Source organism: Roseibium sp., assembly GCF_965216085.1.
GTDB lineage: Bacteria > Pseudomonadota > Alphaproteobacteria > Rhizobiales > Stappiaceae > Roseibium.
Genome location: NZ_OZ244138.1, coordinates 2,453,398 through 2,466,032 on the forward strand (window position 1 = coordinate 2,453,398; position 12,635 = coordinate 2,466,032).

13 protein-coding genes are annotated in these 12,635 nt (G+C 55.7%); all 13 read left to right on the top strand.

Going from position 1 to position 12,635, the window contains the following annotated elements:
• Positions 1–132 precede the first annotated feature (132 nt).
• The gene (fliF, locus tag ACOOFE_RS11340; protein WP_420415012.1) at positions 133–1,779 is read left to right on the top strand and encodes a flagellar basal-body MS-ring/collar protein FliF; all 1,647 of its coding nucleotides are present in this window, start codon (positions 133–135) and stop codon (positions 1,777–1,779) included.
• Positions 1,779–2,420, top strand: a complete 642-nt coding sequence (locus ACOOFE_RS11345; protein ID WP_420415013.1) for a hypothetical protein — start codon at positions 1,779–1,781, stop codon at positions 2,418–2,420. The genes fliF and ACOOFE_RS11345 overlap by 1 nt, the downstream gene beginning before the upstream one ends.
• A complete protein-coding gene (locus ACOOFE_RS11350) occupies positions 2,420–3,862 on the top strand; it encodes a MotB family protein (protein ID WP_420415014.1) in 1,443 nt (480 codons plus the stop codon). The genes ACOOFE_RS11345 and ACOOFE_RS11350 overlap by 1 nt, the downstream gene beginning before the upstream one ends.
• A complete protein-coding gene (locus tag ACOOFE_RS11355; protein ID WP_420415015.1) occupies positions 3,859–5,091 on the top strand; it encodes a chemotaxis protein in 1,233 nt (410 codons plus the stop codon). The genes ACOOFE_RS11350 and ACOOFE_RS11355 overlap by 4 nt, the downstream gene beginning before the upstream one ends.
• Positions 5,088–6,413 carry a flagellar hook-length control protein FliK gene (locus ACOOFE_RS11360; protein WP_420415016.1) on the top strand — a complete coding sequence of 442 codons (1,326 nt, stop codon included), beginning with the start codon at positions 5,088–5,090 and terminating at the stop codon, positions 6,411–6,413. The genes ACOOFE_RS11355 and ACOOFE_RS11360 overlap by 4 nt, the downstream gene beginning before the upstream one ends.
• 61 nt (positions 6,414–6,474) lie before the next feature.
• On the top strand, positions 6,475–6,945 hold the full coding sequence (locus ACOOFE_RS11365; protein ID WP_420415570.1) for a transglycosylase SLT domain-containing protein: 471 nt from the start codon (positions 6,475–6,477) through the stop codon (positions 6,943–6,945).
• A gap of 169 nt (positions 6,946–7,114) precedes the next feature.
• On the top strand, positions 7,115–8,398 hold the full coding sequence (locus ACOOFE_RS11370) for a flagellar hook protein FlgE (RefSeq protein WP_420415017.1): 1,284 nt from the start codon (positions 7,115–7,117) through the stop codon (positions 8,396–8,398).
• A gap of 35 nt (positions 8,399–8,433) precedes the next feature.
• A complete protein-coding gene (flgK, locus tag ACOOFE_RS11375; RefSeq protein ID WP_420415018.1) occupies positions 8,434–9,924 on the top strand; it encodes a flagellar hook-associated protein FlgK in 1,491 nt (496 codons plus the stop codon).
• Positions 9,925–9,929: 5 nt separating this feature from the next.
• Positions 9,930–10,976 (top strand): flagellar hook-associated family protein, encoded by a 1,047-nt coding sequence (locus ACOOFE_RS11380; protein WP_420415019.1) that lies wholly within the window; start codon positions 9,930–9,932, stop codon positions 10,974–10,976.
• 48 nt (positions 10,977–11,024) lie between these two features.
• Positions 11,025–11,375 (top strand): flagellar biosynthesis regulator FlaF, encoded by a 351-nt coding sequence (gene flaF, locus ACOOFE_RS11385; RefSeq protein ID WP_141186553.1) that lies wholly within the window; start codon positions 11,025–11,027, stop codon positions 11,373–11,375.
• 4 nt (positions 11,376–11,379) lie between these two features.
• Entirely contained in the window at positions 11,380–11,847 is a 468-nt protein-coding gene (gene flbT, locus ACOOFE_RS11390) for a flagellar biosynthesis repressor FlbT (protein ID WP_420415020.1), read from the top strand.
• Positions 11,848–11,859: 12 nt separating this feature from the next.
• Positions 11,860–12,255: a flagellar hook assembly protein FlgD gene (gene flgD, locus ACOOFE_RS11395; RefSeq protein WP_420415021.1), complete on the top strand. Its 396-nt coding sequence runs from the start codon at positions 11,860–11,862 to the stop codon at positions 12,253–12,255.
• Between the two features lie 15 nt (positions 12,256–12,270).
• Positions 12,271–12,537, top strand: coding sequence for a flagellar biosynthesis protein FliQ (gene fliQ / locus ACOOFE_RS11400; RefSeq protein ID WP_420415022.1), 267 nt, complete (start codon positions 12,271–12,273; stop codon positions 12,535–12,537).
• Positions 12,538–12,635: the final 98 nt, after the last annotated feature.

Genomic DNA, 12,635 nt, shown 5'->3' on the forward strand with positions numbered 1-12,635 from the left:
AGGCCGCGCCCAATGGGCGCGGCCTTTTTCGTTTGGAATTCAACTTCTTCGATCAACGCATGACAGGCTCGCGCAAGCTCCACTGTCGATAGTGCCAGGAACTTGAGACGAACGTGCATGAAGGGGTTATGCATGCCGGGCCGTGAACACGCCGAAAAACTTTGGGCCAACTTGATGGAATTAGGCATGCGCCGCTTGATCGCGCTTGCCTTGATCGGCCTTGCCACCATAGCCACCGTCGGCGCTGGGGCCTTTTATCTGAGCCGGCCGGAAACGACGCCGCTCTACACCGGACTTTCTGGTGAAGATGTGTCCCGGATTGGGTCCGCCTTGCGTGATGCTGGCATCCCGTTTGATGTCAATTCCGCCGGGGATGCGGTTTTGGTCCGTCATGGCCAGACAGCAAAGGCACGAATGCTTCTCGCCGAAAAAGGCCTGCCGCGCGGCGCCAACTCTGGTTATGAGCTGTTTGATGACCTTGGGTCCCTCGGCCTGACATCCTTCATGCAGGAAGTCACAAGGGTCAGAGCGCTCGAGGGCGAACTTGCCCGCACCATCCAGCTGATGAAAGGCATCCGGGCAGCGCGCGTTCACATCGTACTGCCGGAAAAAGGATCGTTCCGCCGTGACAAGCAACCGCCGTCGGCGTCCGTTGTGATCCGTTCCGATATTCCTGATGATGTCCGTACCGCTGATGCCATCCGCCATCTTGTTGCGGCAGGGGTACCCGGTATGGAAGCGGCCAAGGTAACAGTGCTGGATACATCGGGTGGTATCCTGGCGGCCGGGAAGGATCCGACGAAAGCGTCTGCTGGTCAGATGGCCAGCCTTGAAATGGCGGTTAACAACCGCATTCAGGAAAACATTCGCAAGACCCTGACACCGTATCTGGGGCTCGACAATTTCCAAGTCAGCGTTGCTTCCGAACTGAACACAGACCGGAAGCGGATTGCCGAGACGATCTTCGATCCGGACTCGCGGATCGAGCGATCCGTGCGGACCATCCGCGAAAATGAAAACGCTGAAAATTCCAGCACGACTGAACCGGTAACCGCCGAACAGAACCTGCCGGAAGAAAATGTTACGGCTGATGGTGGTGAGCGTTCATTGGAAGAAACAGAACGGCGGGAAGAAACCGTCAATTACGAAATTTCGTCCAAACGGATCGAAACCTCTCAGGACGGCTATCGGGTTGACCGGCTGTCAATCGCTGTCCTGGTCGACAAAACCCGTCTGTCAGACTCCCTTGGCGGATCCCCGACACAGTCACAAATTGAAGAACAGGTCCGGGAAATCGAAGCGCTGGTGGCCTCATCCGCTGGGGTGACACCCGACCGGGGCGATCTCGTAAAAGTGTCTGTGGTCGATTTTGTCGACGGCGGCCGTGATCTTGAACCGATCCCGCCGATTGGTGTGACCGAATACCTGCTGCGTCAGTCCGGTAACATCGTCAATGCCTTGGCCATTCTGACGGTATCCATGCTGGTGATTTGGTTTGGCCTGCGACCGGCTGTGGCCGCCCTGGTTCCGCAAGTGACCAGTGAACAGGCCGAAATGGCTGAAATCGGGTTGCTGCCGGAGGGCGCTGAGGCGCCTGCCGAGTTGGCCGAGGGCGAACAGGGGTTCCTCGTGCCGCCGGATCACTCAGACCTGCTTCAAGACCTCAACAGCAAGCGCAACCAATCCGCGCTGAAGAAACTGGAATCTCTCCTGGAATTCAACGAAGAGCAATCTGCCGCAATCCTGCGCCAGTGGCTCTATGACACGGAGCGTACCTGATGACAGCATCCGCAGCCGCGCACATTCCGGTTCTATTAACACCGACTTTCAAATCCTTCGAAAACCTGGATGGAGTCCTGGCTGACGTTATTGAGCCAGAAAACAGCGCAGAGGCTCCGGCAGGCGAGGAAGATCTCCGGCTGGCGAACTATGAGCGCGGCTTGACCGAAGGGGATACCCGCACCCGGGCGCACTTCGAGGTGCTCCTTGAACAAGAACGTGAGGTTCACGCCAAACAGCTCGAAGAAGAACGTCTTCGGTTTGAAATGCGTGAGGCCGCAAACATCAGCGCTGCGATCGAGGGCTTTCTTCAAATCACCGAACAGCGGCTATCTTATTCACTCTCCAAGCTCTTGATGCCGTTCTTGAAACAGAAAGTCGCCGATCAACTTGTCGAGTCCTTTGCAGGCCGGCTCCGCCAATTGTCGGAAGTCCCAGGAGGGACAACCATCCGTCTTCGCGGTCCTGAAACACTCGTTGCTCAAGTCTTGCAACAGCTTCCAGGCATGAAAGACCGGATCGATGTTCAAACCGCCGGTCAGGTTGAGCTGCAAGCAGTGTTTGACGAAACCACGATCGAAACCCGCCTCGGCGATTGGCTGGGACAGTTGGATAGCTTGCAGGCGGAAGGAAAAGACTGATGGATAGCCTGCCGAATGAAATTGTCATTGTCCGGCGCCGCAACGCTAGGGAAGAAGATCATCAACCCCACGGTGTGTGGAAAATCGCCTATGCGGATTTCATGACCGCCTTGATGGCCTTCTTTCTGGTTATGTGGCTGATCAATGTGACGGATGAAAGCGTGCGCCGCGGCGTCGCTCAGTATTTTAATCCAGTCAAACTCGCCTCGACTGCGCCCAACCGTAAGGGGCTGAACGATCCGATCGTTAATGGTGATACCAACGAAAACGGAACCAAACTCTTTACTGGAAAACTGGGCGGTTCGGATGAAAAAGCCGATGAAAATCCGAAATTCGGGGAAGGTGAAAACAAAGGGAACACGGCGGTTGAAGCTGAGGAAATTCGGGAGCAGGGCGGGGCTCCGGCTGCTGAGGGGCAGTTTACCCAAACGCACGCGGAATCAATCCTGTTCACGGATCCCTACGCCGTTCTTGATACGCTCTCCCAAACAATTCAGGTGGCAAAATCGGGCGAAGCCAATCCTGACGGCATTGGATCAGGCCTGCAAAAGCAACAAGGCGCTCTTGGCGGTGAAGCCTACCGGGATCCGTTCGATCCGCAATTCTGGCAGTTCCGGCCTGGCCGTGGTGTCGATGGAGCTGCAACGGTCACCAAAGGTTTGCCATCAGACACGGGGACCGGAGGAGGTTCCGGGCCAAGCGATGTTCAGCAAGATGGGGACAAAGCCTGGGCAGCACCGTTTGACAAGGATGGCACATCGACGACGGAAGAAACCGGTAACAACACGGACCCGGCAAGCTTTGCGAAAACCGGTACTCGAATCCCATCGGATAACACAACTGCCCTGCAAGTTGATCCTTTGATCGCCCATGTCTCTGGTAAGCCCATGGACAGGACCACGAACTTCCAATCAAAGGCTTCTGAGGCCGCAAGTCGCAGCGCAGGTGTAGCTGAAGCTGAAGGGGCATCAGCAGCTCGTTTGGTGGCGGATCTGAGCCAAGTTCTGAAATCAGCTGAAGGGACGCTCCTTGAAAACACGGCCGCTCAAATCACGGTAAGCCGTCAGGATAATGGTGCGCTAATCAGCCTGACGGACGATCAGAGCTTCGGCATGTTTGCCATCGGATCTGCAGAGCCGCGCCCGGAACTGGTGAAACTGCTGGAGCACCTGGGCAAGGTGATTGCCGGCACCGAAGGACAGATCATCATTACAGGACATACGGATGCGCGCCCGTTCAAGAGCAAGAGCTACGACAACTGGCGCTTGTCCTCGGCCCGCGCGCACATGGCGCTTTATATGCTCAACCGGGGCGGTGTTGGCAAAGACAGATTTATCCGGATTGAAGGGGCAGCTGATCGTCACCTGAAAAACCAAGATGATCCGTTTGCTGCGTCCAATCGGCGGGTTGAGATTTATCTTTTTGAGGAGGGGGCGGAATGATCACGGGCAAGTCCGCAATTCGATCGCTTCATATGGCGCGTGCGATAATCTTGGGTGCGATATTATTGGTAGGTGCACCAGTATTTGCGCAGGAAACAAAAGGCAGCCATAGCCCGAACGCACCTTTCAAGATGGTGCGGGTCCTACAGTCTGCACAAGAGCAGATTGCATCAGGAAACAACACTGCAGCCTCGGCACAGCGTGCTTTGCTGATGAAGATGGACGAAAATTTTCTGGCAATGCCCGGAACTGTTTGGCAGGATCCACGCAATGCCCGCGCAGCGATCATCCATTTGCTTAGCGGCGGCAATCCCTCTGTCATGCGGCACTTGCTTAAGCTCGATCCTTTGCCCGCGATCGATCACAACTTGATGAAAGCGTCTTTGGCGTATGTGGAGGGGCGGGAGCAGGAGATGCTCAAGCTGCTGGTCAACATCGACCCGCTCGATTTGCCTGCAAGCCTGGGAGGTCATATCGCACTGGTGAAAGCTGTTCCCTATATCCAAGCCGATCCGCTGAAAGCCATGGAACTTCTCCAGATTGCGAGCCTCTTGATGCCCGGAACCTTGGTGGAGGAAGCTGCTTTGAGGCGCGAAGTTCTTGTCGCCGGTCTGGTCGGCGATATTGAACGGTTCCGCACTCTGTCGATCCGGTACCTGCGCCGCTATAGCGGCTCGGTCTACGTCGGTGATTTCCGGCGCAGGTTCGCAATAGCGCTCGATACGCTCGGATTCATTGAAAACACCGACAAGTTTGAACTGCTTTATGGGGTTTTGGAGGAATTTGAGGAAGACAGCCGCCGGGGCCTTTATTTGCGGCTGGCACGGTCGGCGCTTCTGGGCGGCAATTTACAAGTGGCAGCCAAAGCGACGGAACAGGCCCGGATCCTGGCGATCCCGGGAACTGCGGAACATGAGATTCTGAAAATCTACCAGGTCGCAACGCGGCTTGAACCGGAAACGGTCCAGTCGAACCGGGAGCTGCTCTGGTCGATCGATAAATCTTCTCTCGCGGCGGAAGACCTCGATTTTCTATATGCCGTTTATACGGTGCTCAACTCCATCCGCCATTTCCCGGACCCGCCGGACAACTTCATTGGTGATTTCAATTCCGGCGGCAGTTTGAAAAAACCTGCCGAACGGGACTGGCTGACAAGTGATATGGAGCTTGCCGAGCTTTTGCTAAGGCGGACAGAAACGATGCTTGCCCTTGCAGGAGAGCAAAAATGAGTGTGAACACACAAGCGCTTGTGCGATCTGCACAGAATGGGTCTCTGGCGGTTGATGGCAAGTCCGGTGAGGGCGGGCAAAACGACCCCAAGGATGCGGCTGAAAAGTTTCAGTCCATGATGACAAGTCTGCGTGATGGAGAAGCCTCCAAATCGAAGGACGGCACAGCTATAAAGTCGCCCGATAATCATCCTAATTCGGAAGACGGTTCCGCTCAGGGTGACTTCTCCAACGGTTCTACCTCCAATAACAGCCCAAAGAATGTGGATTCAGCCTCACCAGAAGCATCTTATCCGGTCACCAATCTAGCTGACGCCATCCGGACGGTTTCGCAAACCGTTATGGGGAGACCTGCAGACGGTGAAGTTGCGACCGGCACTGCTGGCGCAGGCTCAGAGAGCGCGGATGCGAGGCCGCAATTGCCGTCCGGTTTGTCCGGGGCGCTTCCTCTGGGAACTGTGTTGGCGGCAAGGTTGCAAGGGAGCCAAAACCAGCCGACCGCCGGACAAATAGCAGCTCAACAAGGAGCTGCTCAGCAAAATGGCCCCACGTTTCCAACGGGTTTCGCCGTTAGTGAAACTGCAGCGGGGGAGGGCGCGGCCAAAACCGGAACATCTTCTTTGTTCGCCCAATTCGGTATCGAGCCTGAGCAGGTTAGCGAAACAGGTCAACGGGCTGCCAGGAATGCTTTGCCCGAAGAGGCGGCCGGGACAGTCAAGCTTCTCCGTCAGGAAACCCATTTTGCGCCGAACCTGCGTTTGTCTCCGGCGCAACAGATTGGTGAGCAGATCGCAACAGCCTTGAAAGATATGCCGTCTGAAATGGGGCGCCTGCAGGGCGGGGTGACTGCCACAGCCGAAGGACCTGTCCTCAAAACGCTCGACATTCAGTTGACCCCGCATGAACTCGGCACAGTGAAGGTGTCGTTGCGGATGGTCGGGGACAACGTCGAAGTTACACTTGCCACAAGCAAGGTCCAAACGGCAGAACTCTTAAAGCAGGACCGGCAGTTGCTCGACCAGATGCTCAGGACCACCGGGTTCAAGGCCGATACGATCACTATACAGGCTGCCGATGACCGCGGCGGAGCAACGTCTACGACCTTGTCTAACAACAGCTCCGCACAAGCTCAGCAAGGTACAAGTGGCGGTGCCTTTGGTGATAACCAGAACCAAAATGCATCTGGAAACAGTGCCGGCGGACGCGGTGGACAAACCAACGGCCAGGACGATCCCAGTGACACTTCCGGATATGAGCCGGCAAGGGAGCAAAGTGATGAAGAAGGTATGGGCGGCCGCCTGTCTGACGGCATCTATCTATAGCGCTTATGGAGTGCTTATCGTTCCTGCGTTTGCGGTAGACCAAAACATCTGCGAGCGTGAAATGGTGGCCGCTGCCCAGAAATACCGGGTACCGCTCGGCATTTTATATGCGGTTGGTTTGACGGAAACCGGACGGCGCAATTCACTTTATCCTCATGCCCTGAACATTGAGGGAAAATCCGTTTTCCCGCCCAGCCGGCAAGCCGCCAAAAGCGATATTGAGGCTGCCCGCAAACGTGGCAAGAAACTGATCGATATTGGCTGTATGCAGATCAATCATCACTATCATGGCGATCGGTTCAACTCCTTGGAGCATATGCTGGAACCCAAGGCGAATGTGCAATACGCGGCCCGTTTCTTGAAAGAACTGCGCGGCCGTCAGGGCTCCTGGACCATGGCTGTTGCCCGCTATCACGCAGGGCCGAACAACAACCCGGCACAAAAGCGCTATGTCTGCACGGTGATCCGCAACATGGTGGCCACCGGGTTCGGCAATTGGACTACGCAGTCCAAGGCGTTCTGCGGCGCCTGACAAACATCTTTCGGTCCGGCTGTTGCCGGGACTGTTCTTTGCCCCGATAGTTAAAATTTTAGCTAAATAAGCTATTGTAATTATTTAGAAAAATGGCGGCGGCGAACAGCTTCGCGCAAGTTAGATCGGTTTGACTGGCTCCAGTTGATTTTGAAACTGGAGATTATCCATGGGTCTTTCAGGTATTATGCGCAGCGGTGTATCCGGCATGAACGCGCAATCGAGCAAGCTTGCCGCTGTGGCCGACAACATCCAAAACTCGAGTACGACCGGCTACAAACGGGCCGAGACCGAGTTCTCGTCCATGGTCTTGTCTCAAGGGGCGGGCACTTATAATTCCGGTGGCGTTCAAGCGCATACCAAATATGCCATCTCCGATCAGGGGTCCATGAGCTTTACGACCTCGAAGCTGGATCTTGCGGTTGATGGAAACGGATTCTTTATCGTGTCTGATGGGACTGGGGCCGCAGCCTCCCAGGGGCTGACACGCGCCGGGTCTTTTGTCCCGGATGGTAACGGTTATTTGGTCAACACGGCCGGCATGTACCTGCAAGGCTACCCAATCACAAACGGCGCGGCACCGTCCGTTGTTGCCAATGGTCTGGGTGGTCTGGAGCCGGTGAACATCACGCAGAACCAGCTGGAAGCAACGCCGACCAGTACAGCGACCCTCCATGTCAATGTCGATGAAGACTCCGCCATTGTAGCAGCTGCCAACCTGCCGTCCGCGAACGCGGCCACTGCTGAATATTCCCACAAGACATCTTTGGTGGTTTACGACAACCTCGGCAACGAGCTGACGCTGGATGTCTACTACACCAAGACAACAGACACACCGCCAACAACCGATTGGGAGGTCACGGTTTATAACGCAGCTGACCGGGATCCAACGTCTGGTGGGTTCCCATATGGTGCCGGCAACATCGGCACAAGTACGATCCAGTTCGACACCACGACCGGTCAGCGGACCGGTGCCACCACGGCGGTCAACATCACCGTGCCGAATGGCGGTACCTTCGATATTGATCTGACCAATTCCACCTACACGGATGCAGATTTTACCGTCACAAACGTGGATGCGGACGGCAATGTTCCGAGCTCTGTCGAGAAGGTGGAGTTTGGGGAAGATGGCACCTTGTACTCCATCTACACGAACGGTGACCGCCGTGCGATCTACAAGATCCCGCTGGCCGATGTCCCAAGCCCGGACAAGCTCGATCCGGTGTCTGGCAATATCTACCGGCCATCGATCGATTCCGGCGATGTCCGGGTCGGTTTCCCCGGAGATGGCGGAATGGGCAATCTGGAAGTTGGTGCACTCGAAGGATCCAATGTCGATCTGGCGGGTGAACTGACGTCGATGATCGAATCCCAGCGGACCTACACGGCCAATTCCCAGGTGTTCAAGGCCGGTTCCGATCTGATGCAGGAACTGGTGAACCTGGTTCGCTGATGTTTTCCCGTGATGAAACCCGAAAGTCTTAAATCATGAGTTTGTCCGTCGCCCTGCAGGTGGCTCAGTCCGCGCTGGCTGCCCGTCAGACAGAATCTTCAGTGGTTGCCCGCAACATTACGGGCGCCCAGGATCCCGGATATTCGCGCAAATCCGTAATGCTCAGCACGGCCTACACCGATTCCGGCCAAGCCGGCGGTTTGCGGGTCAACGGAGTTTCGAGGCTGGCGGACAGCGCGCTCTATTCTTCGTTGCTGGCCTCAACCTCGACCGGCTCCTCTCAACAGGCAATCCTCACCGGTTTGGGGCGGCTGGCCGAAACGGTGGGCGATACCGGTCTTGAAATGTCACCGGCAGCCAGGCTGGGAGAACTGCAACTGTCTTTGCAAAATTATGCTTCTGATCCGAACAATATCGTTATGGCGCAGGAGACCTTGCAGACCGCCAAGAATATGGCGGAAAGCCTGAAATCCAGTTCCGCTCTCGTACAGGACGTACGGGCGAATGCCGACGCCGACATGGCGACATCCGTCAAGGATATCAACACGCTGCTTGGTAAGCTTGAAGATCTCAATTCCGTCATAGTCAAGGGCACACAATCTGGAGCCGATGTCACCGATGCACTCGACAGCCGGGATCAGGTTCTCTTATCGCTGTCCGAAGAAATCGGGATAACAACGCTGGACCGCGCAAACGGCGATGTCGTTGTCTATACCGACAGCGGTGTGACGCTATTTGAGACGACAGCGCGGTCGGTCACGTTTGCGCCGACGACGGTCTATGACGCTACAACGGTGGGAAATTCGGTAATCGTCGATGGGGTTCCTGTCTCGGGGCCGGGGGCCATCATGCCGATCTCATCCGGCCGCTTGCATGGACTGGCAGAGCTTCGGGACACGACTGCCGTGTCCTATCAAAACCAGTTGGATGAAGTCGCCCGCGGTTTGATTGAAGCCTTTGCTGAAAGTGATCAAAGCCTGGGCGGTAATCCGGATCAGGCAGGCCTGTTCACTTGGTCCGGGGCACCAGCCGTACCGGCGACAGCCACACTGTCCGTTGGCCTTGCGTCGGATATCATCGTGAACCCCAACGCGGATCCGGACCAAGGCGGCAGCCTGGATCGCATTCGCGATGGCGGATTGTCCGATCCGCTCGACCCGAACTACGACTACAACCCGGCAAATGCTGCTGGCTATTCAGACCGGCTTCAAGAACTGGTTGGTGCATTGGACAGCGACCGGACCTTTGACCCAGCAGTTGGACTTGACCCGGATGCAAGCCTCTTGGGCTTTGCGGCGTCGTCGGTGAGCTGGGTTGAAAGCGGCCGCAAGACGATGACGAGCAACGTCGAAATCCAATCGGTGATTGTCGGCCGGACAGCAGAAAATCTGAACAACACCAAAGGTGTCAACATCGATGAGGAGTTGTCGCTGCTTCTTGAAATCGAGCGGGCCTATGCAGCTGCATCCAGGCTGATCACCGCCGTTGACTCCATGCTAGATGATCTATTGGCCGCTGCGAGGTAACAGCCATGAAAACGACCTTCATATCAACGTTCTCGCTCGCCGATTCCTCACGGCGGAACATCATGAGCCAGTCCAACCAGGTCAACAAGTTGAGTGTTGAACTGTCCTCGGGGCGCAAGTTCGATGTTGGTTTGGACCTGGGAACGAAGACCGGCGAAAGCGTAGCACTGCGGTCAGAGTTCCATTTTCTACACGGGATCATTGATACCAATGCACTTACCGCATCGCGGCTTGATGCAAGCCAGGCTGCAATGAGTGACATGCTGACTGATGCTCAGGATTTCTTAGCATCTTTGGTCGCCTTGCAGCAAAATCCCGCCAGCGCCGACATCCTCGATACGGATGCTACGGGCAATTTGGGGTTGTTAACATCGCGGCTGAACACACAGTTGAATGGCAGCTATCTATTTGCCGGTATCAATACAGACCAACAGCCCATTGCTGATTATGCGGACCCGGCATCAGCCAACAAAGTTGCTGCAGATGCGGCATTTCTCGCTGAGTTCGGGTTTACACAAAGTGACCCGAACGTCGCCACGATCACACCGGCAGCTATGTCGGCCTATTTGACCGGTAACTTCGAGACAATGTTCCAAGACCCGGTTTGGGGCACAACCTGGTCGTCCGCATCTGACACGCCGACGACCAGCCGGATTGCTGCAAATGAGTCTGTGTCTTCGTCCGTCAGTGCCAATGAAGAGGCCTTCCGCGAGTTGGCGCAGGTTTATACAATGATGTCGGATCTTGGAAACGCAGATCTAGGCCAAGATGCGTTCAAAGTTGTGATCGATACGGCAACCGAAAAACTCGGCTCCGCCATTGGCAAATTGACTTCCGAAATGGGCAAGCTGGGCACGGTTCAGCAACAAGTCCATCTGGCGAGCGAACGGCTAACGGTTCAAACCGACATCTTGAATGTCCGCGTCAATGACCTGGAGACGGTCAATCTGGAAGAAACTTCCGTGCGTCTCAACACCGCGCTCACCCAGCTCGAAACCACTTATGCCGTTACGTCCAAGATGCAGGGGATGAGCCTCCTGAATTACATCTAACTGACTGACCGGGCACCGAGAACTTCAACTGAGCACCAGAGAGGGGCCATGTATAATCTGTCTTACGCCGAGGTGATCGAAGACCTTTGCGCCGACGAACGGCTGAATGAGCACGAGGCGATGTCTATCGTCATCGGAAAGTTGGCAAATGCGCAGGAGAAAGGCGTTCGGTCCGCAGAGGCCATCGATGCGCTGTTCTATACCCGCAGAGTATGGGGGTACTTCATGGAGCACCTGGCGGATGATGCCAATCAGCTGCCCGATGAGATGCGGGCCAACCTGATCTCCGTTGGAATCTGGGTGTTGAAGGAAGCCGAAGCCCTGCGGCAGTGGGAGAAAGACGACTTCGCCGACATCATCGAAATCAATTCCATCATCCGGGACAGTTTGGCGGGGTAAGACCATGAAAATTGCACTGAAGTCGGGTGAACGTCTGTTTATCAACGGTGCGGTGATCCGCGCTGAGCGCAAGACCAGTTTAGAACTGCTGAATGATGCTGTGTTCCTGTTGGAATCTCACGTTCTGCAGCCCGAACAGGCCACAACTCCGTTAAAGCAGCTCTATTTCATTTTGCAGACGATGATCATGGATCCGGTGTCAGCGCCAGCCGCCAAGGACATGTTCCATCTGGTGATGGCATCTGTATCCGGTGCTTTTTCGAGCCCGGAAGTTCTGGACCAGCTTGGGACCGTCGAGGACCTTGCCCAAAACGACCGCTGGTTTGAGGCCATGAAGATCGTTCGTGGTCTCTATCCAATCGAAGCGCGTCTTATGGCAGCCGATCATCGGGCCCGGCAGGAGGACGATAACACGCCGCCTCTGCGGGGCAGGGAAGTGGTGCACCAGGGACCGCAATTGGCGGTGGTTTAAGGAGTAACAGGTATGACCAGCGTAAATCCGGTGGCTGCAGCAAACACACAAGGTACGGCCTCTGCCGCTCAACAACAGTTGACGGTAGATTACAACGCTTTCTTGCAGCTGATGATGGCGCAGATGCAGAACCAGGACCCGACCAACCCGATGGATGCATCTGAGCAGCTGTCACAGCTCGCCAGTTTCTCTCAAGTCGAACAAACCATTCAAACCAATCAGAAGCTGGAAACCATGCTGACCAACATGTCGTTTGGGCAGGTGGACGATCTGATTGGCCGGACGGTCACGGATCCCAATGGCATCACTGGTGTGGTGGAGCGGGTGGAAGTCTATTCTGACGGTACACTTCTCGGCTTGGACAATGGTCAGGGCATTTTGCTTGGACCGGGCGTCTCCATTTCTTGAAGGTCGACGCGCAATATGAATGAAGTTGATGCCCTGGATCTGGTGCGCTCTGCGATTTGGACAATCCTGATTGGGTCCGCGCCGGCAATTGTCCCCGCGATGGTGGTCGGGATTGGGATCGCCCTCCTGCAGGCCCTGACCCAGGTTCAGGAAATCACCTTGACGTTCATCCCGAAGATTGTCGCCATCCTGGTGATGATCGTTGTGGCGGGACCCTTTATCGGCGGGCAGATCTATACGCTCACTGGACTGATTTACAGCCGGATCGAAAACGGCTTTTAAGGCATCTATTGCCTGATCTTTTTTTAACGGCGGCCGCCGGGTTTTTTTAACCGGAGGGCCGCCGTTTCTGTTGTGCCCGCATAAAATGCACTGCCCAA